The sequence below is a fragment of the Stenotrophomonas sp. YJH_SMC_53 genome, from assembly GCF_059369995.1.
The window spans coordinates 323,664-349,653 of record NZ_JCAFTF010000003.1; the positions used below are offsets into that span (position 1 = coordinate 323,664).

Sequence of the window (25,990 nt, forward strand, 5' to 3'; positions counted from 1 at the left end):
TGCACCAGCCTTGCGGCCTTGTGCGGCAAGGGAAATTTGGTTTCATCGGAATCCATTGGCCGTCCGCATGGACCGGTAGTCGCCGACCTTGGTCGGCATACGCCGTCAGGCGTCATGCCCGCCGACGGAGCGTGCCGACCAAGGTCGGCACCTGCCAGGGCGGGCCCAGCGGATACAGATCAGCGTGCGCCGAACCAGAGCAGCAGGCTGAGCAGCGCGGCCAGCAGCAGCGCACTGACCAGCAGCCACGGCCAGCGCCGCACCCTGCGCGGCGCGGCCGGCAGCACCGGCGCCTGTTCCACGTCCTCGCCCGACTCGTCCTCGACCGGCAACGACCGTCGGCGCGGATCATGCGGCACTTCCAGCACGAAACGGTGCTGGCCATCGAACACCACCTGGTCGCCGGCCTGCAGCCAGCAATGGCGCACGGCCACGCCATTGACGCGGGTGCCGTCGGCACTGCCGAGGTCGCGCAGCAGCACGCGTTCGCCGTGCACTTCCACGCGGGCATGCTGCTCGGCAAAAGCCGGGTCATCGATGGCGATGTCGGCCTCGTTGCCACGCCCGATCAGGCGGGCCCGCGACAGGGTGAAGCTGCGGCCATGATGGAGACCGCCGACACCGCGCAGCAGCCGCTGCTGCTCGTCGCTGCCATCTTCGGCTTTCGGCGCAGGCGCCTGCAGCAGGCTTTCGACCTCGCCCTGCAGGACCATCTCCACGCCATCCACATACACCGCATCGCCTGCACGCAGCAGGGCCATCCGGCGTACCGGGCGACCGTTGACGTGGACGCCGCGGATGCCGTTGCCGACCTGCAGCCAGAGGCCGCGATCATCCATGCAGAACTGGGCCAGCAGCAGTGCGCCGTGGCCAGGATCTCCGAGCCGCACGCTGCCGTTGGCCTGGCGCACGATGCGCTGCACCCCGGGCCGCAAGGGCTGGTCGGGCTGTTGTTGTTGACTGAAGTGAACAAGCAGGTTCTGCACGCGGCGCAGCCTAGCAGGTTGGTCGCCAACGAAGAAGAACCCACGATGAGTGCTTGGCGCGGCGGCCCTTGATGCGCACAATGCTTGCCCTCTTCGACCATCCCCGCCCTGCGCCAGGAGCCTGCATGTCCACCATCGATGTCCGCCACGCCCACGCCCTGCCCGATGCACAGGCGCGCGCCGCGATCGAACAGGTCGCTGCCAAGCTGTCCGAGCGCTTTGGCCTGAAGTCGTCCTGGACCGCCGACGTACTGAACTTCTCCGGCAGCGGCGTGGACGGTGCGATCGAACTGCAGCCGGGCGCGGTGCGCGTAACCGCCAAGCTGGGCTTCCTGCTGTCGGCGATGAAGGGCATGGTCGAAGGCGAGATCCAGCGTGTGCTGAAGGAAAAGCTGGGCTGAACCCCGGCGGCGGCCGTCACGGCCGTGCAACGCCGGTGCGCGCTACTCTCGGGGGCAGGCCCAACTCCCACGGGAAGTGCGATGAACCACTACGAGAACGACGACCGCCGCAACGACGATGCCTCTTTCGGTGACCAGGCCGAGCGCTTCTCGCGCAAGCTGAGCGATTCGGCCCAGCAGGTCTGGCTGGCCGGGTTGGGTGCGCTGGGTCGCGCCCAGGCCGAGGGCAGCCGCTTCTTCGACGGCCTGGTGAAGGAAGGCGAAGCCTGGGAAGCCCGCCGCCGTGAACGCAACGGCGACCAGGGCCCGGGCTGGCGTGACAATGTCGAGACCTCGCTGGACGAGGCCCGCGAGAAGGCCTCCGGCACCTGGAACAAGGTCGAGAAGGCCTTCGATGACCAGGTGCAGGGCGTACTCAAGCGCCTGCATGTACCCACCGCCGACGAAGTGACCGCGCTGGAGGCGCGCATTGATGCCCTGCACGCGCGCCTGGCCAAGCTGGAAAACCGCGCCGCGTCCGGCACCGATGCCCCTGCTCCGGGCAGCCATCAGTCACCGGACAGCGTGCCCTGACCACGATTGTTGCAATGCAATAAAAATTGATTGACAATCGCGAGCAACCCGCCAATCGCTTCGGCTGCCGTTTGTTCCCTCCCCTCACGGCTTCAGGATTGGCGGGTTTTTCGTGCCCGCTGTACGCCGATCTGCGCGCTCCATCACGCTTTCTGTCAGGAACATCCTGACCCGGCCAGGCACCGCGACCTTTACACTGTCGTTCTCCGCTTTCGCCCCTTCCGCCCTACTCCTGCATGCTCCCCTGGATCCTGGCCCTGCTGTCGGCCCTGCTTAGCTGTTTCCTGGCCGTTGTCTATCTGTGGTGGGTCAAGCGGCGGCAGAAGGAGATGCAACTCGGCCTGCAGGCCCTGGCGGGCATGCATTGGCGCGAATTCTCCGTTCTGGTCAAGCGCATGCTGCGCGAACAGCGCGGCCTGCGTGAACTGATCGATCCGGCGGAAGAAGCCCGCGAGCCAAGCAGCGATTTCATGCTCAGCGATGGCCCCAACCACTGGCTGGTGTCGTGCAAGCATGGCCTGGCCTACCGCATCGGCACCGCCGCAGTGAACGAGCTGGGTGCGGCCGCGCGCCTGGCCGGGGCCAAGGGCGGCGTGCTGCTGACCGAAGGCCGCATCGAGCGCGACGGCCGCAGCGCCGCCGAGAAGCAGGCGGTTGAAGTGCTGGACGGCCCGCGCCTGTGGCCATTGCTGCAGCCTTACCTGCCCGGCGACATCGAAGCGCGCGTGCGCGCCAGCGCCCGGCACGAAGCGCTGCGCCGCATCGCCATCGCCGCACTGGGTTCGGCAACGCTGGGGCTGCTGGTTGGCCTGGGCCTGCAGGGCCTGCGTGTGGAAGAGGCCGCGCCGGTTGCTGCAGCGCCGGTGGTGGCGACGCCTTCAACGGCGCCTGCGGCGAAACCTGCTGGCACCGCGGCAGTGCTCCCGGCCGCCCCTGCACCCGCGGCTGCCGTCGCCCCGGCGGTCGACGCGCGCAGCAATCCCAATCCGGATGCAGCCACGCTGGAGCGCTTCCAGGCCGATCTGGCCCGCGCTCTGGCCGGCAAGCCCGGCATCGCCAGCGGTGTCTGGCTGACCCGGCAGACGCTGGCGATCAACCGCACCGGCGAACTGGACGCGGTGTGGCCGCAGGTCTGCGAGGAAGTGCTGCACTACCCCGCCCTGCGCAACGTGCGCATCCAGCTCAATGCCCGCCCCGGCGTGGATGAGCCGGTGCGCTGGCGGCAGTGCGCCACGTATTGATGGGGCAACATCCACGCATGGCGTGGATCTACTGAATCCCGATACACGAATCTCTGGTAGATCCACGCCATGCGTGGATGCCTTTGCAGAGTCGAGCCACGCTCGACTCATCGCGCAACGCGCGAACAGCAGCCGACCATGGGCTGGGCTCTACAAGGCGCCTGCTCAGCCCAATGCTGCGAGATGGGCGATGTAACTGGAGCGGGATTCGCCGGCCGCCCTGGCCTGCGCATCCAGCCTGGCCAGGATGCGACGCGGCAGGCTGATGTTGACCCGCTCGATGGTGTCGTCCAGCAGAGATGGATCAATGCAGATGTAGGCAAGAATCCAGGCCGTACCACTGGGAGCCTCGGCGACGATCTTCTGTGGCGCAGAAGGACTGGGAATCGAGCGCCCCTCATCCAGGGCCGCATCGATCCAGGCAAGCGCAGACTCCTCGGCCGCGCTGAGCGCATCGTCAAGCGTGTCGGCTGCCGAGAAGCACCCCGGCAGATCGGGAACGATGACCCCCCACGCGGTGCGTTCATCGCCGGCCTCAATCAAGACTGGATAGCGCATGGGACCTCCTACGTCAGTCCTGCGAGCTTCCGCCACGCCTGAACCAGCCCCTTGCCCAGATCCTTTCTGGGGTGAGGCACGGTGATGATGTAAGGCCACTGCGGGTGCACGAATACATGATGGGATCCGCGAATCCTGCAACAGGTCCAACCTGGCGCCTGAAGATCCCGGATGAGGTCCCTGCTCTTCATGCAGGGACGATACACATCGTACACACGCACCAACAGAGTTCGAGACGACAGCCGTACCGGACCAGTAGATCCACGCCATGCGTGGATGGCATCCCTAGCGAGCGCCCGGCGCGAAGCGCGCAACCAGGTCCCAGGCATCCCCCAGGAACACCTGCCGCACGCGGGTGATCGGCTGATCGCCACGCCAGGTCAGGCGCTCGATCACCAGGCAGGCGGTGCCCGGTTTCACGTCCAGCAGCCTGGCCGTGGCGGTGTCCGCACCCCAGGCGCTGATGCGGTGCTGGGCACGGGTCCACGACACATTCTGCAGCAGCCAGCTGCCCGGCGCGGTGGTGCTGAAGTCGACCTCCAGTACCTCGGGCACGCCGACCGGACTGATCAGGCGGTGCTCCAGCGCCAGCGGACGGCCATCGGCCAGGTGCAGGCAGCGCATCGCCAGCAGCTTCTCGCTGCCGGCCAGCTCCACTTCACCGGCATTGCCGGCGTCGGCCAGGCGCAGCTCGCGCTGCAGCAGGCGGTACGCGTACTGGTGGCCGCGCGAGCCGACTTCCATCGCGATATCCGGAATTTCCAGCGCCACCTGCTCCAGGTGCGGCGGCTGCCGCGCTACGAACGAACCCGCACGACGGCGGCGCTCGATCATGCCGCTCTCGGCCAGCGCGGTCAGCACCTTGTTCACCGTCATCCGCGAGCAGCCGTACTGCTCCATCAGCTCGTGCTCGTAGGGAATACGGAAGCCCGGCGCCCACTCTCCACTGAGGATGCGGCTTTCCAGATCGCTGCGGATACGCTGGTTGAGCGTGGCGGACTTGCTGGCCTTCACGTAATGGGATCCCGGTGGCGGAGGCGATCAGCCCAGCACGCCCTTCAGGGCGGCGGCGAAGGCGGTGGTGATCGCCTCGCGCTGCAGGTGGCGGCCCTCGGCCACGCAATGGCGGCCATGCCGCCAGACCGATCGCAGCGCGCCATTACGTGCGGCGAACACCCAGCTGTCAAGCCATGCGTCATCCTGTCGCGCCTGCAGCGCGGGGTGTGCGGCATCCAGTTCGACCAGATCGGCACTGGCGCCCACCTGCAGGCCAGCCGCCACGCCCAGCGCCTGTGCGCCACCGTGCAGTGCACCTTCGAACAGGAAGCGACCGGTGCTGCGGGTGGCATCCGGCGCCAGCACGTTGCGACCGCGCAGGGTCAGGCGCTGGCCGTATTCGAGCAGGCGCAGCTCTTCGGCCGCGTTGATCAGCACATTGGAATCGGAGCCGATGCCGAAGCGCCCGCCCTCGCGCGCAAAGGCCTGCATCGGGAACAGGCCGTCGCCCAGGTTGGCTTCGGTGATCGGGCACAACCCGGCCACGGCACGGCTGGCCACGATGGCCGCGCGCTCGTCGTCGGTGATGTGGGTGGCATGCACCAGGCACCAGCGCGCATCCACCGGCGCATGGTTGTACAGCCACTGCACCGGCCGCTGGCCGCTCCAGGCCAGGCAGGCCTCGACTTCGCGCACCTGCTCGGCGATATGGATATGCACCGGGCCGTCGGTGAGCGGCAGCAGCGCGCCCAGTTCCTCGCCGGTAACCGCGCGCAGGCTGTGCGGGGCGATGCCAAGCACCGCATCAGGCAGCGCGGCCAACGCCGGCTTGGCGGAATCCAGCAACTGCGCGAAGCCGTCTACATCGTCGATCAGGCGACGCTGCGCGGGGTTCGGCGGCGCCCCGCCGAAATCGGCATGCGCATAGAACACCGGCAGCAGGGTCAGACCGATACCGGTCTGGTCGGCGGCGGCGGCAATCCGTGCACTCATCTCGGCACGGTTGGCATAGGCGTGGCCATCGGCATCGTGATGCAGGTAATGGAACTCGCCGACCCGGGTGAAGCCGCTTTCCAGCATTTCCATGTAGGCCTGGGCGGCGATGGCCTGCACCGCATCCGGGCGCAGATGGGCCAGGAAGCGGTACATCAGCTCGCGCCAGCTCCAGAAGCTGTCGCCGTCACCGCCGCCGATCTCGGTCAGGCCGGCCATGCCGCGCTGGAACGCGTGGCTGTGCAGGTTGGGCAGGCCCGGCACCAGGATGCCGACGCGGGTGTCACCGCCCTGCGCGGCCTGCCCCTTGCTGATTGCCGTGATGCGGCCGTCCCGCACCTGCAGGCGGACATCGCGGGCCCAGCCCTCGGCCAGCAGGGCGTGGGTGGCATGGAAACTGAGCAGGGAACGCGAATCGGACATGGCTGGACAACCCGAAATGGACGCCTATATTGTATAGACATATAAGCACAGCCGCGTTGTGGATGCCATGCACGTCGATACCCTCTGGTCCAACGTTCACCTGATCACCCTCGATGGCGAGGGCCTGGGTGTCATCCGCGATGGCGTACTGGCCTGCGCCGAGGGCCGCATCGTCCACGTCGGCGCTGCCGGCAGCGATGCGCACCTGCAGCCGACCACCCGCATCGACGGCGAAGGTCGCTGGATCTCGCCGGGCCTGATCGACTGCCACACCCACCTGGTCTACGCCGGCAACCGCGCCAACGAATTCGAGCAACGCCTGCAGGGCGTCAGCTATGCCGAGATCGCCCGCGCCGGCGGCGGCATCGTCTCCACCGTGCGCGCCACCCGCGCTGCCACGCCCGAGCAACTGGCCAGCGAGAGCCGCCCGCGCCTGCTGGCGATGCGCGCCGAAGGCGTGACCACGATCGAGATCAAGTCCGGCTACGGCCTGACCCTGCCCGACGAACGCAAGCAGCTGCAGGTTGCACGCACGCTGGGCGAGGAATGCCGGGTCAACGTGGTGACCACCTTCCTCGGTGCACACGCGATTCCGCCGGGCCGCGAGGCACAGGAGTACACCGACGAGGTGTGCGAGGTGATGATTCCGGCCATCGCCGCCGAAGGCCTGGCCGAAGCGGTGGACGTGTTCTGCGAGAACATCGCCTTCTCGCCCGCGCAGGCGCGGCAGGTCTTCGAAGCGGCGCGCGCCAACGGGCTGGCGGTGAAGATCCATGCCGAGCAGCTGAGCAACCAGCATGGCGCCGAACTGGCGGCCGGTTTCGGTGCGCTCTCCGCCGACCATATCGAACATCTGGACGATGCCGGGATCGCCGCGATGGCCGCTGCCGGTACCGTCGCCGTGCTGCTGCCCGGTGCTTTCTATTTCACCCGCGATACCACCCTGCCGCCGATCGCCGCGCTGCGTGCGGCCGGCGTGCCGCTCGCGCTGGCCACCGACAGCAACCCGGGCACTTCGCCGCTGACCAGCCCGCTGCTGGCGATGAACATGGGCGCCACCCTGTTCCGCCTGACCGTAGATGAGTGCATCGCCGGCTTCACCCGTGAAGCGGCGCGCGCACTGGGCCACGGCGAGCGCATCGGCCGCCTGGCCGTGGGCATGGACTGCGACCTGGCGATCTGGGATATCGATGCGCCCGCCGACCTGGTCTATCGCATTGGATTCAACCCGCTGCACGCGCGCGTGGTGCGCGGGCAGCCCGACCTGCCTGCCTCCTGGAGCAACGCATGAGCAACACCCTGGTTCTTCGCCCCGGCCATGTCACTCTCGCCCAGTGGCGGCAGGTCTATCGCGGTGCGCCGCTTGCACTGGACCCGGCCGCGCTGCCGGTGGTGCGCGCCAGCGCTGCGGCGGTGGCCGCCATCGTCGCCAAAGGCGCACCGGTGTATGGCATCAACACCGGCTTCGGCAAGCTGGCCAGCGTGCGCATCGAGCGCGAGGACCTGGCCACCCTGCAGCGCAATATCGTGCTCTCGCACGCTGCCGGCGTGGGCGAGCCAATGCCGGCCAGCGTGGTGCGGCTGATGATGGCGCTGAAGCTGGTCAGCCTGGCGCAGGGCGCTTCCGGCGTGCGCGAGGAAACCCTGCTGCTGCTCGAAGCGATGCTCATCAAGGGCGTGCTGCCGGTGGTGCCGGCGCAGGGTTCGGTCGGCGCCTCGGGCGACCTCGCGCCGCTCTCGCATCTGGCCAGCGTGATGCTGGGCGTCGGCGAAGCGTTCATTGGTGACCAACGTCTGCCGGCAACCGACGCACTGGCGCGTGCCGGCCTGCAGCCGATCGAGCTGGGCGCAAAGGAAGGCCTGGCGCTGCTCAACGGCACCCAGTTCTCCACCGCCTACGCGCTGGCCGGCCTGTTCGAGATCGAGACCGTGTTCCAGGCCGCGCTGGTCACCGGCGCGCTGTCGGTGGAAGCGGCCAAGGGCTCGGATACCCCGTTCGACCCGCGCATCCACGCCATCCGCGGCCAGCGCGGGCAGATTGCCGCTGCCGCGACGCTGCGCGCGCTGATGCAGGGCTCGGACATCCGCGAATCGCACCGCGACAACGATGTGCGCGTGCAGGACCCGTACTGCCTGCGCTGCCAGCCGCAGGTGATGGGCGCGGCGCTGGACATCCTGCGCCAGGCCGCAACCACGCTGGAAATCGAAGCCAACGGCGTCTCCGACAATCCGCTGGTGTTCACCGACACCGGCGAAGCACTGTCCGGCGGCAACTTCCACGCCGAGCCGGTGGCCTTCGCCGCCGACATGCTGGCGATGGCGGTGTGCGAGATCGGCTCGATCAGCGAGCGCCGCCTGGCGATGCTGGTGGACCCGGCGCTGTCCGGCCTGCCGGCGTTCCTGACCCCGCGCCCGGGCCTGAATTCCGGCTTCATGATTCCGCAGGTGACCGCGGCTGCACTGGTCTCGGAAAACAAGCAGCGCGCCTACCCGGCCAGCGTTGATTCAATCCCGACCTCGGCCAACCAGGAAGACCATGTGTCGATGGCCGCGCACGGCGCACGCCGCCTGATGCAGATGGCCGAGAACGCCGCCAACGTGATCGGTATCGAACTGCTGGCCGCAGCACAGGGCTGCGACTTCCACGCCCCGCTGCGCTCCAGTGCCGCGCTGGAAAGCGTGCGCGCCACCCTGCGTGCGCAGGTGCCGACACTGGAAGAAGACCGCTACTTCCATCCGGACATGGTGACCGCCACGAATCTGGTGCGCAGCGGCGCGCTGGCGCAGGGCTTGGCGGAGCTGCTGCCAACCGTGGAGCCGCAGGCATGAATGCCCACCCCGAATGGCTGACGATCCATGAGGGCGATGCCCCGTTGATCGTCAGCTTCCCGCATACCGGCAGCGAGCTGCCGCATGAGCTGATGGGCGACTACCACTCGCCGTGGCTGGCCCGTCGTGACGCCGATTGGTGGGTGCACGATCTGTACGACTTTGTGCGTGGCATGGGCGCGACCACGGTGCGCTCGGCAATCTCGCGTTCGGTGATCGATCTCAACCGTGACCCCAGCGGAGTCTCGCTGTACCCCGGCCAGAACACGACCGGCCTGTGCCCGCTGACCACCTTCGACAACCAGCCGCTGTACCACGCCGGACGCGAACCGGATGACGCCGAGATCGCGCGGCGTCGCGACACGTATTTCCTGCCTTACCACGATGCGCTGACCGCGCAGATCACCCGCCTGCGCGCGAAGTTCGGCACGGTGGTGGTGTACGACGCACATTCGATCCGCTCACATATTCCGCACCTGTTCGACGGCGAACTGCCGCAGTTCAACCTGGGTACCGCTGGCCCGTCTGGCGCGCCGGACACGTCCTGCGACAACGCCTTGAGCGACGTGGTGGAGAACCTGCTGAAGATCAGTGGCATGAGCCAGGTGCGCAACGGCCGCTTCAAGGGCGGCTGGATCACCCGCCACTACAGCAACATCGCCGGCGGCGTGCACAGCCTGCAGATGGAGCTGGCCTGCCGCGGCTACATGCACGAACCCCTGCCGGACCAGGTGGACGAGCACAGCTGGCCCACCCCGCTCGACCCCGACCACGCCGCACCGCTGCGCCACACCCTGGCGCAGGTGCTCAATGCCTGCCTTGAATTCGCTACGAACCGGAGCGCCGCATGACCCGCAACGACCCGTCCCGCACCATCACCGCGCCGACCGGCACCACGCTGAACGCCAAGAGCTGGCTGACCGAAGCGCCGCTGCGCATGCTGATGAACAACCTGCACCCCGATGTGGCCGAGCGCCCGCAGGAACTGGTGGTGTACGGCGGCATCGGCCGCGCCGCACGCGACTGGGAGAGCTTCGATGCCATCGTCGAAACGCTCAAGCGCCTGGACGACGACCAGACCCTGCTGGTGCAGTCGGGCAAGCCGGTGGGCGTGTTCCGCACCCACGCCGATGCGCCGCGCGTGCTGATCGCCAATTCCAACCTGGTACCGCGCTGGGCCAACTGGGACCACTTCAACGAGCTGGATAGGAAGGGCCTGGCCATGTACGGCCAGATGACCGCAGGCAGCTGGATCTACATCGGCGCGCAGGGCATCGTGCAGGGCACCTACGAGACCTTCGTGGAGATGGGGCGCCAGCATTTCGGTGGCGACCTGACCGGGAAGTGGCTGTTCACCGGTGGCCTCGGCGGCATGGGCGGCGCACAGCCGCTGGCCGCCGTGATGGCCGGCGCCTCCTGCCTGGCCGTCGAGTGCCGCAAGAGCAGCATCGACATGCGCCTGCGCACCGGCTACCTGGACACCTGGACCGACAACCTGGACGAAGCGCTGCGCCTGATCGATGAAGCCTGCAAGGCCGGCACGCCGAAGTCGGTGGGCCTGCTCGGCAACGTCGCCGACGTGCTGGCCGAACTGCTCAAGCGCGGCGTGAAGCCGGACCTGCTGACCGACCAGACCTCCGCGCACGACCCGGTGAACGGCTACCTGCCGCAGGGCTGGACCGTCGAGCAATGGGACGAAAAGCGCGTGTCCGCGCCGAAGGAAGTGGAGAAAGCAGCGCGCGCGTCGATGGCCAACCATATCCGCGCCATGCTCGGCTTCCACGCACTCGGCGTGCCGACCGTGGACTACGGCAACAACCTGCGGCAGATGGCGCTGGAAGAAGGCGTGGAGAACGCGTTCGACTTCCCCGGCTTCGTGCCGGCCTACATCCGCCCGCTGTTCTGCCGCGGCATCGGCCCGTTCCGCTGGGCGGCACTGAGTGGCGACCCGGAAGACATCGCCAAGACCGATGCCAAGGTGAAGGAACTGATTCCGGACAATCCCCACCTGCACCGCTGGCTGGACATGGCCGCCGAGAAGATCAAGTTCCAGGGCCTGCCGGCGCGCATCTGCTGGGTCGGCCTGGGTGATCGCGATCGACTCGGACTGGCCTTCAACGAGATGGTCGCCAACGGCGAACTGAAGGCGCCGGTGGTGATCGGCCGCGACCACCTGGACAGCGGCAGCGTGGCGTCGCCAAACCGCGAAACCGAAGCGATGGCCGATGGCTCCGACGCGGTGTCCGACTGGCCGCTGCTGAACGCCCTGCTCAACACCGCCAGCGGCGCGACCTGGGTCTCGCTGCACCATGGCGGCGGCGTGGGCATGGGCTTCTCCCAGCATGCCGGCATGGTGATCGTCTGCGACGGTACCGAGGCAGCGGCGAAGCGGATTGGCCGCGTGCTGTGGAACGACCCGGCCACCGGCGTCATGCGCCACGCCGATGCGGGGTATGACATCGCGATCGACTGTGCGAAGGAAAAGGGACTGGATCTGCCGGCGATCCTGGGCTGATCGCAGGGGTGCCGGCCCGCGGCCGGCACGACCCGAAAACACCTGTAGAGCCGAGCCATGCGCGGCTCATTTTTCCGGGTGCATGATGCCTGGCCCGAAGGCAGCCGAGCATGGGCTCGGCTCTACATGCCAAGATGCGCCATCACCGCTGATGGATCACCGCGATGTACCGCACCTTTGCTGCTGCATTGCTCTGCGTCCTGTTCGCTGCTCCGCCCGCATCAGCGAGTGACCTCTCCGCCGGCCTCTCTACCCAGCTCGACGCCCAACTGCAGGCCAACCTCGAACGCTACGGCATCGCCGGTCAGGCGGTACTGGTCGCCCACAACGGCCAGGTGCTGTACCAGGGCGCCAGCGGCGAACGTGATCGCGCTACGCACACACCTGCCACCGTCGATTCCATCTTCGCCGCGCAGTCCATGGCTAAATTGCTGACAAGCACGCTGGTGATGCAACTGGTGGACCAGGGCAAGGTGGATCTTGACGCGCCGGCCAGCCGTTATGTTCCGGACCTGCCGATTGCATGGCAGGCGATCCACGTGCGTGATTTCCTCAACCACAGCTCGGGTATCGGCGAGTACTACAACCGGGTGGATAACCGCTGGGTGAGCAAGGGCTACCCCGGTGTAGCGCCTGACCTTGGCACTGCGCTGAAGGTGGCCGGCGCTGCACCGATGCAGTTCGCCACCGGCAGCCGCGTGCAGTACACCCAGGCCAACTACCTGGTGCTGACGGCGTTGCTGGAAGCGCACTACCGCAAGCCCTACCCGGCCATCGCGCGCGAACGCATCCTGCAGCCATTGAAGATGGCCAGCACCTCGTGGGGCGTTGCCAGCGTGCCGGCCCGGCGCGCGGCGGTGCCGTACATCGGCAAGGATGGCCAACTGCAGCCTGCCAATGAAGATCCTTGGCCGGACTACGGCTGGGGCCATGCCGATCTGCAGACCACCGTGGGCGACATGAACCGCTTCCTGCAGGCGCTGGCGACCGGCACGCTGGTGCGTACGGAGACCCTGGAAATGCTCTGGCAGCCGCAGAAACTGAGCGGTGGCGGCAGCAATTTCTTCTCCACCGGATGGGACACCACCCGCAGCGACGGCTACACCCAGGTCGGCCATGATGGCGGCACCCGTGTACGTGCGCGGCTGGCGTACAAGGACACGCTGGCCGACGGCTACTGGGTGTTCGTGTACCTGACCAACGGCAGCGCCCGCAATGTCTGGTCCAGCACGCTGGTGGAGAGCACGATGGCGGTCGCGGCGCCGCAGGCGTTTCCGCACGCGGTGCTGTCCGAGGGGCTGGTCGCGTATGCGCTGGATGATGATGCAGTCGCTGCCCAGGCGATACGCAGTTGGTTGCGCGATAACAACCGGGTGGCGGGCAGCGAGCTGGAACGAGCGATCAACGCCAGCGGCTATGCCATCCGCGAGAGCCTTGGTGCACGCAGGGCGTTGAAGGTATTCGCCCTCAACACCGAGCTGTATCCGGATTCGGCCAATGTGTGGGACAGCCTGGCCGAGTGTCATGCGGCATTGGGCGAGAAGGAAGCAGCTGATCAGTTCTACGCAAAGTCGAAGACGCTGACGAAACCCTCGCCATAAACCCTGCTGTAGAGCCGAGCCCATGCTCGGCTGCTCTTCGTCGCGATGGCAGACAACCCGCGCTGCGCGCGATTAGCCGAGCGAGGGCTCGGCTCTACAGGAACGCGGCGGGCGGCCATACGCCGCCGATGGGTGACGTGGCGCCGTCGACCTGTTAACTTGCGCGACACTTTCGTGGTTTACAGCATTTCCGCATGTCGCTCTCGTCGTACCGCCCCACCCCGTCGCTGTTGTTCCTGGCCGTTTCCCTCGGCCTCGCCTCCACCGCCGCGGCCGCGCCGCAGGCCACCACGCTGGATGCCGTGCAAGTCACTGCTGGCGATGCCAGCGCGCAGGCGCGCGAGGCGCTGAAGCGCGTACCCGGCGCCAGCAACGTCATCGACGTGGCCAAAGCCGACAGCCGACTGTCCAGCAATGCCGATGTGCTGGCCTACCAGCCGGGCATCAGCGCGCAGTCGCCGGGCAACGAGGGCACCAAGATCTCGATCCGGGGCTCGGGCATCAACCGCGGGCCGGGCGCGCATGCCTCGGGCATTGCGGTGTCGATCGACGGCCTGCCGCTGACCGGCCCAGGTGGCACGCCTTACGAACTGCTGGAACCCCTGTGGCTGTCGCGCGTGGAAGTCCTGCGCGGCGCCAACGGCTTCGAGCGCGGCGCGCTCGCGCTGGGCGGTGCCATCGACTACGTCAGCCGCAGCGGCCGTGATTCGGCGGGCGTGCAGCTGCACTACGAAGCCGGCAGCCGTGGCTACCAGAAGCGTGGCCTCAGCTGGGGCGGCGTCAACGGTAATGTCGACTACTTCCTGGCCTACACCGATACCGAGTTCGACGGTTACCAGCGCCATGCGCACGGCGACGGCAAGGGCGCGATGGCCAACATCGGCTGGCAGATCACGCCCGATCTGCAGACGCGCTTTTTCGTGCGCTACCGCGAAACCAATCACGAAACGCCCGGTCGCTTGACCCGCGACCAGATCCGCAACGATCCACATGCCGCGAATGCGGCCAACCTGGCCATCGATGCGCGCCGCCCGCAGCCGGGCAGCACCTGGGTGGGCAATGTCACCACGCTGCAGATCGATGAGGATTCGTCGCTGCAGGCCGGGCTGGTCTACCACACCTACCCGATGGACTTGAACGAGAGCCTGTACCGGCAGCAGCTGGACTACGCCAACCTCAACGCCACACTGGACTACCGCCACCGCCACCGGCTGTTCGGGCTGGACAGCGAGACCACGGTCGGCCTGCGCGTCACCCATGACCTGGATGCCGATGTGCGCGAGTCGCTGCGCTTTGCCAGCAACGGCTATACCGCCGGCACGCGCACGCGCGACTTCCGCCACCACGGCACCGACAGCACACTGCACGTCAGCAACACCCTCGCCTTCAATGACCGCCTGCGCATGCAGGCTGGGCTGGCGCTGATCAACACCCGCCGCGATGTGCAGGTGACCTGGCCAAGCAGCGGCGGCCGCCTGCGTGACCACGACTGGGACTACGCACCGCGACTGGGCTTTACCTGGCAGCACAGCGCGCAGACCCAGTGGTTCGGCAACCTCAGCCGTTCGGTGGAGGCACCGCACCCGTGGTCGATGATCTGGGGCTCGAACCAGTACTTCGGGCCGGGCGATGGCCCGTCTACCGGCCGCCAGCGCGCGCCGGTGCCGATGCAGAACCAGACCGCCACCACGCTGGAACTGGGCGCGCGCGGTGATGCGGCGCTGGGTCGCTGGGAACTGACCGGCTACTACGCCCACGTGAACCACGAACTGCTGAGCGTCGAACTGCAACCGCTGCCGAACCTGTTCATCGCCGAGAACAATGCCAGCCCCACCGTGCACCGCGGTATCGAAGCCGGATTGGACAGCACGCTGTGGCAGGCTGCGCCGGGCCGCCTGTCGCTGCGCCAGGCGTATACTTTCAGCGACTTCCGCTACCGCCACGATGCACGTTTCGGCAGCAACCGCCTGCCCGGCCTGCCGCGCCACGCCTACCAGGCCGAGCTGCGCTTCGATCATGCATCCGGCCTGTACGCGGCACTGAACACCGAATACGCCTCGCGCATCGCGGTGGACTACGCCAACAGCTACTGGGCCGACAGCCATTTTATTTTCGGCAGCCGCATCGGCTACGACGCACCCGGTGGCCGCTGGCAGGCCTGGGCGGAGATGCGCAACCTCGGCAACCGCCGCTACGCCGCTACGGTCACGCCGGGCTACGACGACGCCGGCAAGGATGTTGCGCGCTCGACCCCGGGCGAAGGTCGTGGCCTCTATGCAGGCGTGCGCTGGCGCTTTGAGTGATTGGCGCAGGCGGCGCCGGGTGTGATCCGGCGCCGTCGTTCCAGGGTCAGCCGATACGCCAGGACGGCAGGCGCTCGCTGCGCTTCCAGATGGAAGGCGCGAAGCCGACCAGCACCAGTGCCGCCAGCCACTTCGGTGAGGTATTGAGCAGTGTCGAGGTGAGCGAGCCATCGACGGGAGCCGCCATTTCCTGCCACGGGTTGTAGCCCAGGTAGACGACGCTGCCAGCCCACCACGACAACGCCAGGCCGATGCCCACCAGCAACAGGGACAGCGTGCGGCAGGTCCAGCGCTGCGAGGTGGTTCCCCACTCGCGGGACACCGCTACCAGCAGACCCACCACCAGCAGCGACACCAGTGCCACCAGGCCGATATCAACCTTCGGTCCAATGCGCTCATAGGCGCAGGCGCGGCATTGCGCCTCTTCCGCGGCAGTGCCGGCTTCAGCGCCATCGCCCTGCCCGGCTGCCGGCTGCGCCAGTGCTGCAAACGGCAACAACACCGCCAGCAGCGTCACCATGATCCAACGAAACAACGTCCTGTTCCTGCGTGCAGCGACATCCGTGCGCTCTTCCTCGTCAGTGGTTGTGTGTCTCAATGGGCGTTCGGCCATCCAGCGCCCCGGTTCCCGATGCAGTACGACAAGCTCCGGATAGGTGAAACCGCCAGGACACGAATCCTCGGCGACCGCGATCATAGCCCACTGTTCAGGGCGGCTGAAAACAGGTCGGGACCGGGCCATATGAAGGAAGCAACCGCATTACAGCCCCTGGATGACCTGCAGCAGGTGGCTCGCACCCGGCACGAGTTCCTGAGCAAGCCAGCCCAGCACCGCGAAGAACAGCAACAGGCCGATCAGCGGCCAGACCGTGTGCGACACGCATACCCGCCACCATCCCTGCTCGTGCATGCCCTGCATGCGCCGGTACAGGCCGCCGGCGATCGCCGCGTCCACGAGCAGTTCGGCCATCAGCACCGGCGCCGACCACACCACCCACACGCTGGCCAGCAGGACGGTCGCCACCAGCGCGACGATGCCGAGGATGGCCAGCAACGGCAAGCCCGCTTCGTCTTCAGCGAGCCCGGCCAACGGCAGCTCTCCGGCGTCGCCACTGCTCGCCGATGCCGGCTCGTTCCACGACGCCGACGCACCGCCACCGCCGGAACGGCCGCCGGCGCCGCTCCACGGTGATTCCACGGCACTGCCGCGAGGGGATGGGCTGCCACCGCCCACATCCGGCGACAGGCCATCCAGTACGTTGTCCCAACGCCAGCGGATCCAGATCCACATCAGCAGCAGGAACACGCCGTAGGCCAGCACGACGGCCATCGGGTAGCGAAACCACATCGCGTCGATACCGGCCAGGCGCAGCAGGTGCGAGGCAAGAAAGCCTGCAGCGCCGGTCAGGGCGACGATCAGCGCCATCTGCAGGCGTGGCCAACCACGCTGCTGCAGGTGCCGGCGCGCACGCACGACTTCGCTGCCGCGGTTCATCGGCAATGTCAGTGAACTGCGTGAAAAATGGCGCGAGCGCTTCACGCCGCCGCCAGGGGGCAGGAGGCATCGCGGCCAGGGACCTCGGGAACCTGATGCTGCATGCGGACATCCTTGCCGGGCACGCGTAGGCGGTGTTGGGCGGATTCTACCGCGGGCAGCTCCGCTGTCCAGACGGCGGTTCCAAGCGGCCGTTCCTCAGCTGCGATCAACGATCCGTTCGATGCGGTCACCCGCGAACACGAACTCGCTCTGGCCCTGCAGTTCCAGCTCAGTGCCCGCACGCGGTCCATCGGGAACATCCTGTGCGAACACGCCGCGCCAGCCAATCGTCGCCGTCGCCCGATCACCATCGAACACCAGCGCCAGCAAGCGCTGTTCGCGCTCCCGGAACAGGCGCGCAGACTGGCGTGCCAGTTCGCCAAAGGCATCGACGCCTTCGGTGACCATCGTCAGCTGGCCGCCGCTGTGGTTCTCGAAGCGTACGTTGTGCGCCAGCACCGCCAGCATGGCGTCGATATCGAAGCGGTTGTAGGCCTGCAGGTAGTGCTCGATCAACTGACGATGGTGCAATTCGTCCATGGCGGCATCCAGTCGTGGGCTGCTGGCGAGTCTGGCCTGTCGGCACCGGCCGATCAAGGCCGCGTGGCCGCCTTCAGCAGCTGCGCGGCCACCTGATCGAACGGGGCGATGTCCTGCAGCGCACGGCACATCACCACCGCCCCCTCCACGCTGGCGATCACCAGGCTGGCCAGCTCAGCCGCTGCTGGCGGGGCGTGTCCTTCGGCGACGAATGCCGAGGCGAGGTGGCCGTGCCAGCGTGCGAACACCTCGGCGGCCGCCGCGCGGGGTTGGCTGGGTGTCGCCTCCACCGGCTCCTCCACGGCAGCGGCCAGCACCGGGCAGCCAGCGCGGAACCCGGAGCGCAGCAGACGCTCGCGCCACATCGCAAGGAACTGCTGCAGGCCCTGTACCGCCCCATCCTTCAACAGCTCCACCAGCAGCGCCTCCACCTTGTCGCCGGCCATGTGGGTGGCGCGCGCCAGCAGCTCCTGCTTGCCGCCGGGAAAGTGATGGTAGGTGGAGCCCAATGGCGCCTCGGCCAGCTTGGTCACTTCGCGGATGCTGGTGGCATTGAGGCCCACCCGCGCCAGCATCTGCGCCGCGGCATCGATCACGCGCTGTGGGGCATCGGACGGTCGCGGGCTCACGGCGGTCTCCTTGCTAAGACAGTCGTCATAGATTAGCGTACCGGCGATTCTATAACAGTCGTCATAGCCATGAATCTCTGGTTCCGTCTGCTCCACCTGCTGCTGTGCAGCCTGTTCCGGCCGAAACTGGAGGCCCCGTTCGGGGTCTCGCGGCTGCAGTTCCGGGTGCTGCCCAACGACCTGGACAGCAACCTGCACATGACCAACGGCCGCTACTGGAACATCTTCGACCTGGGCCGGCTGGACCTGATCCTGCGCATGGGTCTGGGCCGGGTGGCGCTGCGCGAGAAATGGGCGCCGATCGTCGGCGCCGGCACCATCCAGTTCCGCCGCGAATTGAAGCCGTTCCAGCGCTTCACCCTGGAAACACGACTGGTGGGCTGGGTCGGCTCGCGCGGCATCATGGAGCAGCGCGTGCTGATCGGTGCCGAGCAGAAGATCGCCACGCGCGCGTTGCTGGTCACCGGCATCTACGACCGCCGCGCGCGCCAGTTCCTGGGCATGCCGAAGATGATGGAAGCGATCGGTGTGGTTGCCCCGCCCTCGCCGCCGCTCGGTGCGGCCGCCGAAGCGTTGCTGGCGGCCGATGCAGCGTTGAAGCAGGACGATGCCTGAGCTTCAGGGGGCGGCCAGCGGCACCGCGTGCAGTTTGCGCGATACGACCTGGGTGCGCCCTCCCACATGCAGCACGTACTCGAAGGACTGCCGCATGCGGCTGTACGCGCCACCCTCCGGCACGCCGTAGTTGGCGCCCACGCTGAGGGTATGCCGGCCTGGCGGCAACGGCTTGAGCATCACCCAGTAGCCGTCGGCGGCGGCCAGCCGTGAGTCTGCGTCATCGTCATCCATGCGGAAGCAGCCTTCACTGCGCACCCGATGCATGCGCATGTCGCCCAGGGGTTGGCCATCCAGCAGCACTACTGCACTGATCAGATAATCGTTGTTGACCGCCGCCCCCGCCTGCAGCTCCTTGCAGGACACAGACTCATCCACCTGGTAGTGCGCCATGTTGATGATCGGCAGCAACAGGTACTTGCCCGCCGGCACCACGCATTCGCGATGTGGCCGGAAACGGCCATTGGTGCCGGCCAGGTTCCAGACCGGGCCTTCCTGGCCCACATCGCATACACGGCCATCCGGGTCGAGATAGGGCGCGCCGCCCTGGGCGTCGGCCCAGCGCCACCAGCGGGCGGTCCATTCGGCCAGTGAAACTCCGGCCACCGGCTCACGCGTCAGCGGCGAAGGCGCCGCCGTGTCTGCACTGAACGCCGGTACGGCCGCCAGCAGCAGTGCCATCGTTGCGCCGCTGCGGCGCAGCCATCCCTGGATTCCCTTCCGCATCACCCACCCCATCGTCCCTGGCGGCCACGCTGCGTGGCCAGCTTCGGCGCCACTGTACCTTGGCCGACTACACCTTCGGTATGTTCTTGGTCACGCAATGGATGCCGCCACCGCCGCCGGCAATCGCATCGATGTCCACCTGCTCGATCACACGGCCGGGATACATGTCTTCCAGCAGTTCACGGCAGACACCATCGGCTTCGTCGTCACCGAACTGCGGCGCGACCACGGCGCCGTTGATCGGCAGGTAGTTGATGTAGCCCATGGCCAGATCGTCGTTGTCGCGGGTATGCACGTTGTCGCGCCCGTCCAGCGGCGGCGGCAGCGTGTGCACCTGCAGGCGACGGCCATCGGCATCGGTGGCCCCGCGCAGGATGTCCAGGTGCTCGCGGGTCAGATCGTAGTCGTAGGACTCCGGATCATTGTCCAGGTTGGCGATCACCACGCCCGGGCGCGCGAAGCGCGCATAGAAATCCACGTGCGCATCGGTGATGTCCTCGCCGGCGATGCCGGGCAGCCAGATCACCTTGCGCAGGCCGAGGTGGTGCTTCAGCTCCGCCTCGATATCCGCGCGCGACCAGTCCGGATTGCGGTTGCGGTTCACCCAGCAGCTCTCGGTGAGAATCGCGGTACCGTGGCCATCAACTTCGATGCCGCCGCCCTCGCCCACCAGGTCGCTTTCCAACAGCGTGGCGCCGGTCACCTGCGCCAGCCACGGCGCCACGGCGCCATCGTTGCGCGCCCTCTGCTTGCCGCCCCAGCCATTGAAGTTGAAGTCGACCAGGCCCAGCCCGCCATGACCATCCGTGACGAAGCAGCCGCCGTAATCGCGCACCCAGATGTCATCCAGCGGAACCTCGAGGAACTCGATGTTGTCGCGGCCGCAGCGGTCCTGCGCCTGCTTCAACTGCGCCGGGCGGCACAGCACGCTGACCGGCTGGTGGGGGGCGATCGTACGGGCCAGCCGCGCCACGGCGGTGTTCACCGCATCAGCCTGCGCGCCCCAGACCCGAGGCTGCGCGGCGAAGGCCAGGAAAACGCGCTCCTGCGGGCCGTGCTCGTCCGGCATGCGCCAGATGCCCGCACCCGGCCCCGCTGCGGACACGCGGCCCGGCAGCCCGGCCAGGCCAAGAGCGGCCAGGCCACCAAGACCGGCGGCGCCCGCCAGCTGGGTGAGGAAGTGACGACGGTTGCTCATGACAGGCTCCATGGCCGGTGTGGGATGGGCGCCATGCTGCGCTTGCCGACACATAAGAACAAACGATAGATTCAGCCAACAATTGAATAGTTTTACTTATTCGAATGCTCAAGCACTGGCCACCGCTGAACGCCCTGCGGGGTTTCGAGGCTGCCGCCCGGCTCGGCAGCTTCCACCGTGCGGCTGAGGAACTGCACCTGACCCAGTCGGCCATCAGCCAGCAGATCCGGGGCTTGGAAGCTTCGCTGCAGCAACCGTTGTTCTTCCGGCAGGGCCGCAGCGTCACCCTCACCGACGCTGGCATCGACCTGCTGGAAACCACCCAGTCATTGCTGCGGCAGCTGGCCAACGGCATCCGCCGGCTCGATCAGTACCGCAAGCCGAATCAACTGATCGTCAACACCAGCCCGGCCTTCGCCCGCCATTGGCTGGTGCCGCGCCTGGCCAGCTTCCATCGCCTGCACCCCGGCGCCGACCTGTGGCTGCTGACCAGCGAGGATGCGCCGGACATGACCACGCAGACGCTGGACGTAGCGGTGCGTGACGACCTCGACTCACAGGCGCAGTGCCAGCATCGCGTGCTGCTGCAGGACCGTCTCTATCCGGCCTGCCATCCCGACCTTCTGGCCACGCCCACGCACGAACGCCTCACCCTGCATGGCGAGCGCGAAATGGACTGGAGCCAGTGGCAGGTCCAAGGTGGCGCCGATGTTGGCCAGCGCCGCGAAGGCATGAATTTCTCCGAGCCCGGGCAGCTGCTGGATGCTGCCTGCCAAGGGCTGGGCATCGCGCTGGTCAGCGAGCTGCTGGCCGCACGCGCCTGTGAACAAGGGCTGCTGCGACCCCTGGATGATGCACGCGTGCGCGGCCCGCGCTGGAGCTGGCTGGTGCACGAGGACAGCGCGGCGGATCCGCTGGTGATCAGTTTCTGCGAGTGGTTGCTGGCGAGCCTGCCCGCTGACGCTACTTCTGCTGCAGCGCGCGCTTGACCGCCGCCTCGGCCAGCGGCGCCATCACCGCATAGCCCTTCGCCGTGGGATGCACGCCATCCTCGGCCAGCTGCGGATCCAGCCCTCCGGCGGCATTGGTCATCGGCGTGTAGTAGTCCAGATAGACCAGCTGCTTCGCATCGGCATAGCGCTTCAATGCCGCGTTCAATGCGCGCACCTTGGGAGCAGGTGCCGTGCCCGGCAACCACGGGTAATCGCTGACCGGCAGCACCGATGCCAGTACCACGGCGATGCCATGTGCGCGTGCCAGGTCCACCATCGCGTGCAGGTTGTCTTCAATCATCGCCTGCGTGGACGGGCCGGTGTTGCCGGCAATGTCGTTGGTGCCGGCGAGGATCACCACCACCTGTGGCTTCAGGGCCAGCACGTCCTGCGGGAACCGCACCAGCATCTGCGCCGTGGTCTGGCCACTGATGCCGCGGTTGAGCCAGCCCTTGCCGGGAAAGAACGATGCGCTGCCTTCCCTGCCCCAGCCTTCGGTGATGGAATCACCGTAGAACACCACGCGTGGTTGCCCCGGTACAGCGGCAGGCAGTCGCGCGTTGGCGTCGCGATAACGCTGCAGTTGCGGCCAATCGGCCAGGCGCTGCTGCATGAAGCGCACTTCGTCCGCGCGCAGGCTTTCGACAGGCTCCAGCAGCAAAGGGTTGATCGCGGGCATCTCGGCCGCCACCCCGTGGGCGCTCAGCGCGATACCGAGGGCAACTGCGGCCAGGCCGCCGGACAAGGAACGCATGGGGTCTCTCCCTTGAATGTCCGGGCCAGTCTAGCGCGCGGCCCCGCGCTTACCGCGCCGCCGACCGCGCGGCCACGCCGGTCACCTTGGCCGGCATCCACATGCCGGGCGTCCAGCCACTGGCAGCCAGGATTGCCTTCGGGTTGTCCTGCTGGATCAGCGCACGCACCGCATCGCGCTTGTCCTTGGCCTGCAGGTAATAGGCCTTGGCGATGCGGTAGCCCACCCAGTACCCGAGGTCATAGGGCTCCTGCGAACCGGGCTTGTAGTTGTACAGCCACGGCGACAGATCGGTACTGTCCACATCCAGCGCAAAGGCGCTTTCAATGTGGACCTCGCGGCCGCGCGTCCACGCCGCATGGCGACTGTTGCCGACGTTGCCGGAAATCAATTCGGCGATGAATTCGGCGATGCCTTCGCCCAGCGAAACACGCAGCACCGTCGCATGCGGGTCGCCAGGCTCGAAATCGGTCAGGCCGGTCTGCTGGATGTGCACGTACTCGTGCGCGATCACGTGCACGAAACGGTCCTGCACGTTGGGATTCATGAAATCGGCTGCACACAGCGCTTCCAGGCCGATGATCACCCCACTCTTCGAGGTCAACCCGACCGGCCGACCACGGCCGACCGCGAGGGTCACCGGAGGAAACGCGGCCTGCGGATAGATCGCCTGCAGGTTGCCGAACACCTGCACCAGGCGCTGCTTCACCGCCGGCAGCTCCGCCAGGCAGCTGCGGCCCTGCGCATACACTCCGGGCTGGCTGGCAATGGCTTCGGCCATGCGTTCGGGCGTGACCCGGCGCGCCTTCGCCAGTTCACTCAGGCCCGGACTGCCTTCGGCCAGGTAACCGGCCAGCTGAGCGACGCTGGGCTTGCCGCCGGTGCTGTCGTAGAGCGCGTAGAAGCGGCTGGCATCGGTGGTGAGGATCTGCGGCCCCGGCGGGGTACCCGCCGACGCCACGCCGACCGCCCCGGCACAGGCCAGGGCAAGCAGGCAACGCAGGAAGCTGGACATCGCTCCGTCCTTGGTGGAGTGCATGCGAAGCGCGCAATCTATCACTCCGCCCCGGCCACCGCAGCGGGCACATGCAGGCCCTTCGGGGCTGTGCCAGACTCACTCAGGCACCTGCCATGGATGATGGAGCACCGCACGATGATGATCGTTCCCGCGTACTGGGCCGAAGCCCGCCTGCAGGCCCGTTTCCGTGGCCGGCCGGTGGTCGTACGCCGCTTCGGCTGGTCCGATGAGGGTCCTGCCCAGGCCCAGGCCCACGCCGACCGCCGCGCCAACGAAGCCCTCAATGCCATCCTCGCCGGGCAGGCGCTGCCGCGTCGTGAAGTGCGCAGCAACTATGGCGTGGAGGGTGTGCCAATCCGCGAGCAGATCGTGCAGCGCGACGGCGATGTCATCATCACCCGCAACAGCTATGGCGCGTTGTGCCTCAACAGCCCCGACGTGCTGTTTGCCGACATCGACCATGCGCAGCCACCGGCCGGATGCGTGATACCGGCCATCGTGGCTGCGATCGTGCTGCTTGCCGGCGCCGTCATCGGCACCCTGCTCTGGCACTGGCTGGTGGGCCTGGTACTGGGCGTGGCGGCAGTGCTGCTGGTCAACGCGACACTGCTGATGCGGCGGAAGCAGCGCCTGGCCGCCGCCGGCGGTGCTGAAGGGCTTGCGCTGAAACGCGTGGACGCCTTCAGCGAACAGCATCCCGATTGGCACCTGCGTGCCTACCGCACACCCGCCGGGCTGCGCGTGCTGGCGATGCATGCCACGTTCTCACCGGAGGACGAGCAGCTCCAGGCATTCTTCAAGGCACTGGGCACCGACACCCTGTACGCGCGCATGTGCCGGCTGCAGCATTGTTTCCGTGCGCGACTGACACCGAAGCCGTGGCGCGTCGGCCTGAAGTACCGCATCCGGCCGCCGGTGGCCGCGTGGTCAGCCGAACAGGCCAACAATCCGGATCGACTGGCCTGGATTGCCGAGTACGAAAAGAAGAGTGCCGGCTTTGCCGCGTGCACCTACCTGCGCAGCTTCGGCGATACCTCCCGGGTGCATGCCAAGGCCGAGCATGTGCGCGAGCTGCACGATCGGCTGTCGCACGCGCAGGACCGGTTACCGCTGGCCTGAACGCAATGAGCGCTCAGTCCACGCCCTGCACGAACGGCTGCCCTGCCAGGGTAGTGCCCAGCCGCACCGCGATCTGCTGACCGCCCTTTTCGAAGGTTGTTGCGCATTGCTTGGCGCCCTTCTGGCATCCCACTTCCGGAAAGCCCTCGAGTGACTCGGGCGCGCCCTGTGCGGGACTCGCCAACCATCCTGCCGCATCCAGCAGGCGCTTGGCCTTGGCATAGGGCATGCCGGCGACGATGCCCAACTGTGCCAGTTCCGACGGAAGTGACTGGGCGTGCAGGCTCGGCGACATCACCAGCACCAACACTGCGGCAACAAGTTTGGACTTCATTGGTGAAACCCATGGCGGACAGCAGACCTGCAGCGTATCGCAGCTTCCGCGCGACATGGCACCCGCATCACATACGGTTACGCAATCGCAACGGCCAATGACACGAGGTCACGCCTCGGATCAATCAAGTGCTGTTGAGAACTGCCACGGGGCCTCGCGTGCCACCCGCCGCACCGGTACCCAGGCAGCCAGCTGCGCAGCCTCTGCACCTTCCTGCCCGGCTCCTGCCGCATCACGGACCGCCGCGCAATGCAGGCAGGCCGAAACAGGCGATCAAGCCGTTGTACCAGCTGCGATGCCAGGCCCGTGGCCCGGCATCGGGCATTCCCTCTGGACGCTCCGCAGGAACTGGCGGACATCACGCTCGATATCGCGCCAGTGTGGCAGCAGGTTCTGACGATACCTGATGCTCAGGTGGACCTGCTTCAGATTGGCATCTTCCAGCGTCGCCTCGCAGAGCGGCGTCCAGTGCGGAGGTCGGTACTGCGGCCCGGTCATGCAACGAATCAGCACGTTGGGCGTTGCCCCGATCGCGAAGGTATCGGAGTAATTGATCCGATTCCAATTGTAGCTCTTGGGCTCGGAAACGCTGGGCCGTGCCATCTCAAGTCCCAAGGTCTCATCCCATCCGAACTCGAACGAAACCTGGTATGGCATCCCCCATGCCGGATCACGACCGAGCGCACGCTCCCGCGTTCCCTGCAACGAAACGATCTCCCCCGGTCCCCCTTGAGACATCCCAATCTCGATCCACTGTGAATCACCCGTTCCACCGGAGTGATGGGTGTTGTAATCGTCGCGGTTGGCTTTCGTACGAGGAGCCATCTCGGGCCAGCGCAACTGGAAGGTTGCACTGCGCAGGGTCGGCCCGCATGGCGTGATGCCTTGGCTATCAGCTTCCCGATCGAGCTCCCAGATCCAGACCGCCTGGGCTCTGGCATTCAGTGCAGTACCACCGATGACCCCCGTCAACCTTTCCTTGGCCCGCTCGGCTTCACTGCGTCCGCAACCGGCCAGTGACACAAGCAGGACGACCATCAATGCCCTCCGTGCCGGGCCGTCCATGACAATCCATCGCTCCCGATCCCGCATGCCGCTCCTGGATGCTG

General features: G+C 67.2%; 27 protein-coding genes. 12 read left to right on the forward strand and 15 right to left on the reverse strand.

Annotated features, from left to right (window positions below; all coding sequences use genetic code 11):
* Positions 1-179: 179 nt before the first annotated feature.
* Complete coding sequence (locus AC5P7X_RS06740) at positions 180-986, reverse strand: FHA domain-containing protein (RefSeq protein WP_032954286.1); 807 nt, start codon at positions 984-986, stop codon at positions 180-182.
* A gap of 125 nt (positions 987-1,111) precedes the next feature.
* On the opposite strand from AC5P7X_RS06740, the gene AC5P7X_RS06745 reads away from it, so the two are divergent.
* The 3 genes from AC5P7X_RS06745 to AC5P7X_RS06755 all read left to right on the forward strand — a co-directional run bounded on the left by AC5P7X_RS06745 (position 1,112) and on the right by AC5P7X_RS06755 (position 3,201).
* Positions 1,112-1,387 carry a polyhydroxyalkanoic acid system family protein gene (locus tag AC5P7X_RS06745; protein ID WP_005417302.1) on the forward strand — a complete coding sequence of 92 codons (276 nt, stop codon included), beginning with the start codon at positions 1,112-1,114 and terminating at the stop codon, positions 1,385-1,387.
* A gap of 81 nt (positions 1,388-1,468) precedes the next feature.
* Entirely contained in the window at positions 1,469-1,960 is a 492-nt protein-coding gene (locus tag AC5P7X_RS06750) for a phasin family protein (protein ID WP_053497278.1), read from the forward strand.
* 236 nt (positions 1,961-2,196) lie between these two features.
* Entirely contained in the window at positions 2,197-3,201 is a 1,005-nt protein-coding gene (locus AC5P7X_RS06755) for a restriction endonuclease (RefSeq protein ID WP_206620425.1), read from the forward strand.
* A 165-nt stretch (positions 3,202-3,366) separates the two neighbouring features.
* Here AC5P7X_RS06755 and AC5P7X_RS06760 read toward each other — a convergent pair whose 3' ends face one another.
* From AC5P7X_RS06760 to AC5P7X_RS06775, 4 genes are read right to left on the reverse strand one after another with little or no spacing between them, the layout of a single operon-like run.
* Positions 3,367-3,759, reverse strand: coding sequence for a type II toxin-antitoxin system HicB family antitoxin (locus tag AC5P7X_RS06760; RefSeq protein WP_005417308.1), 393 nt, complete (start codon positions 3,757-3,759; stop codon positions 3,367-3,369).
* An 8-nt stretch (positions 3,760-3,767) separates the two neighbouring features.
* Complete coding sequence (locus tag AC5P7X_RS06765) at positions 3,768-4,088, reverse strand: type II toxin-antitoxin system HicA family toxin (RefSeq protein WP_326498121.1); 321 nt, start codon at positions 4,086-4,088, stop codon at positions 3,768-3,770.
* On the reverse strand, positions 4,045-4,773 hold the full coding sequence (hutC, locus tag AC5P7X_RS06770; RefSeq protein WP_049438039.1) for a histidine utilization transcriptional repressor HutC: 729 nt from the start codon (positions 4,771-4,773) through the stop codon (positions 4,045-4,047). Before hutC ends, AC5P7X_RS06765 begins: the two co-directional genes overlap by 44 nt.
* A 27-nt stretch (positions 4,774-4,800) precedes the next feature.
* Positions 4,801-6,171: a formimidoylglutamate deiminase gene (locus AC5P7X_RS06775; RefSeq protein WP_053497283.1), complete on the reverse strand. Its 1,371-nt coding sequence runs from the start codon at positions 6,169-6,171 to the stop codon at positions 4,801-4,803.
* Between the two features lie 67 nt (positions 6,172-6,238).
* Between AC5P7X_RS06775 and hutI the strand changes: the two genes are divergently transcribed.
* The 6 genes from hutI to AC5P7X_RS06805 all read left to right on the forward strand — a co-directional run bounded on the left by hutI (position 6,239) and on the right by AC5P7X_RS06805 (position 15,419).
* Positions 6,239-7,462 carry an imidazolonepropionase gene (gene hutI, locus AC5P7X_RS06780; RefSeq protein WP_070489089.1) on the forward strand — a complete coding sequence of 408 codons (1,224 nt, stop codon included), beginning with the start codon at positions 6,239-6,241 and terminating at the stop codon, positions 7,460-7,462.
* Positions 7,459-9,000, forward strand: coding sequence for a histidine ammonia-lyase (hutH, locus tag AC5P7X_RS06785; protein ID WP_206627256.1), 1,542 nt, complete (start codon positions 7,459-7,461; stop codon positions 8,998-9,000). Before hutI ends, hutH begins: the two co-directional genes overlap by 4 nt.
* On the forward strand, positions 8,997-9,851 hold the full coding sequence (hutG, locus tag AC5P7X_RS06790) for an N-formylglutamate deformylase (protein WP_206620428.1): 855 nt from the start codon (positions 8,997-8,999) through the stop codon (positions 9,849-9,851). Before hutH ends, hutG begins: the two co-directional genes overlap by 4 nt.
* Entirely contained in the window at positions 9,848-11,515 is a 1,668-nt protein-coding gene (gene hutU, locus AC5P7X_RS06795) for a urocanate hydratase (RefSeq protein WP_053497289.1), read from the forward strand. Before hutG ends, hutU begins: the two co-directional genes overlap by 4 nt.
* 164 nt (positions 11,516-11,679) lie before the next feature.
* Entirely contained in the window at positions 11,680-13,116 is a 1,437-nt protein-coding gene (locus AC5P7X_RS06800) for a serine hydrolase domain-containing protein (protein ID WP_495214652.1), read from the forward strand.
* Between the two features lie 194 nt (positions 13,117-13,310).
* The gene (locus AC5P7X_RS06805) at positions 13,311-15,419 is read left to right on the forward strand and encodes a TonB-dependent receptor family protein (protein WP_495214653.1); all 2,109 of its coding nucleotides are present in this window, start codon (positions 13,311-13,313) and stop codon (positions 15,417-15,419) included.
* Positions 15,420-15,465: 46 nt separating this feature from the next.
* Here AC5P7X_RS06805 and AC5P7X_RS06810 read toward each other — a convergent pair whose 3' ends face one another.
* The 4 genes from AC5P7X_RS06810 to AC5P7X_RS06825 form a co-directional block, all read right to left on the reverse strand.
* On the reverse strand, positions 15,466-15,939 hold the full coding sequence (locus AC5P7X_RS06810) for a hypothetical protein (protein WP_346607447.1): 474 nt from the start codon (positions 15,937-15,939) through the stop codon (positions 15,466-15,468).
* A 240-nt stretch (positions 15,940-16,179) separates the two neighbouring features.
* A complete protein-coding gene (locus AC5P7X_RS06815; RefSeq protein WP_070489038.1) occupies positions 16,180-16,914 on the reverse strand; it encodes a hypothetical protein in 735 nt (244 codons plus the stop codon).
* 198 nt (positions 16,915-17,112) lie between these two features.
* A complete protein-coding gene (locus AC5P7X_RS06820) occupies positions 17,113-17,496 on the reverse strand; it encodes a nuclear transport factor 2 family protein (RefSeq protein WP_053497297.1) in 384 nt (127 codons plus the stop codon).
* A 53-nt stretch (positions 17,497-17,549) separates the two neighbouring features.
* Positions 17,550-18,125, reverse strand: coding sequence for a TetR/AcrR family transcriptional regulator (locus AC5P7X_RS06825; RefSeq protein ID WP_329842455.1), 576 nt, complete (start codon positions 18,123-18,125; stop codon positions 17,550-17,552).
* Between the two features lie 69 nt (positions 18,126-18,194).
* Here AC5P7X_RS06825 and AC5P7X_RS06830 point away from each other — a divergent pair, with 69 nt between their 5' ends.
* Positions 18,195-18,740, forward strand: coding sequence for a thioesterase family protein (locus AC5P7X_RS06830; RefSeq protein WP_053497299.1), 546 nt, complete (start codon positions 18,195-18,197; stop codon positions 18,738-18,740).
* Positions 18,741-18,743: 3 nt separating this feature from the next.
* Here AC5P7X_RS06830 and AC5P7X_RS06835 read toward each other — a convergent pair whose 3' ends face one another.
* Entirely contained in the window at positions 18,744-19,466 is a 723-nt protein-coding gene (locus AC5P7X_RS06835) for a hypothetical protein (RefSeq protein ID WP_111127365.1), read from the reverse strand.
* A 67-nt stretch (positions 19,467-19,533) separates the two neighbouring features.
* Positions 19,534-20,664, reverse strand: coding sequence for an agmatine deiminase family protein (locus AC5P7X_RS06840; RefSeq protein ID WP_262090923.1), 1,131 nt, complete (start codon positions 20,662-20,664; stop codon positions 19,534-19,536).
* Positions 20,665-20,768: 104 nt separating this feature from the next.
* Here AC5P7X_RS06840 and AC5P7X_RS06845 point away from each other — a divergent pair, with 104 nt between their 5' ends.
* The gene (locus AC5P7X_RS06845) at positions 20,769-21,653 is read left to right on the forward strand and encodes a LysR substrate-binding domain-containing protein (protein ID WP_329842454.1); all 885 of its coding nucleotides are present in this window, start codon (positions 20,769-20,771) and stop codon (positions 21,651-21,653) included.
* On the opposite strand, the gene AC5P7X_RS06850 is transcribed toward AC5P7X_RS06845, so the two are convergent.
* Together AC5P7X_RS06850 and AC5P7X_RS06855 are read right to left on the reverse strand one after the other, a co-directional pair.
* Complete coding sequence (locus AC5P7X_RS06850; protein WP_253135767.1) at positions 21,628-22,410, reverse strand: SGNH/GDSL hydrolase family protein; 783 nt, start codon at positions 22,408-22,410, stop codon at positions 21,628-21,630. The two genes, AC5P7X_RS06845 and AC5P7X_RS06850, sit on opposite strands and share 26 nt — an antisense overlap.
* Before the next feature lie 49 nt (positions 22,411-22,459).
* Positions 22,460-23,425, reverse strand: a complete 966-nt coding sequence (locus tag AC5P7X_RS06855) for a DUF2268 domain-containing putative Zn-dependent protease (RefSeq protein ID WP_053497308.1) — start codon at positions 23,423-23,425, stop codon at positions 22,460-22,462.
* 138 nt (positions 23,426-23,563) lie between these two features.
* Between AC5P7X_RS06855 and AC5P7X_RS06860 the strand changes: the two genes are divergently transcribed.
* Positions 23,564-24,547, forward strand: a complete 984-nt coding sequence (locus tag AC5P7X_RS06860; RefSeq protein ID WP_171957323.1) for a hypothetical protein — start codon at positions 23,564-23,566, stop codon at positions 24,545-24,547.
* A gap of 13 nt (positions 24,548-24,560) precedes the next feature.
* Here the strand turns inward: AC5P7X_RS06860 and AC5P7X_RS06865 are convergent, their stop codons facing one another.
* Positions 24,561-24,881, reverse strand: coding sequence for a hypothetical protein (locus AC5P7X_RS06865; RefSeq protein WP_070489048.1), 321 nt, complete (start codon positions 24,879-24,881; stop codon positions 24,561-24,563).
* Between the two features lie 273 nt (positions 24,882-25,154).
* Complete coding sequence (locus AC5P7X_RS06870) at positions 25,155-25,919, reverse strand: hypothetical protein (protein WP_256337622.1); 765 nt, start codon at positions 25,917-25,919, stop codon at positions 25,155-25,157.
* Positions 25,920-25,990: the final 71 nt, after the last annotated feature.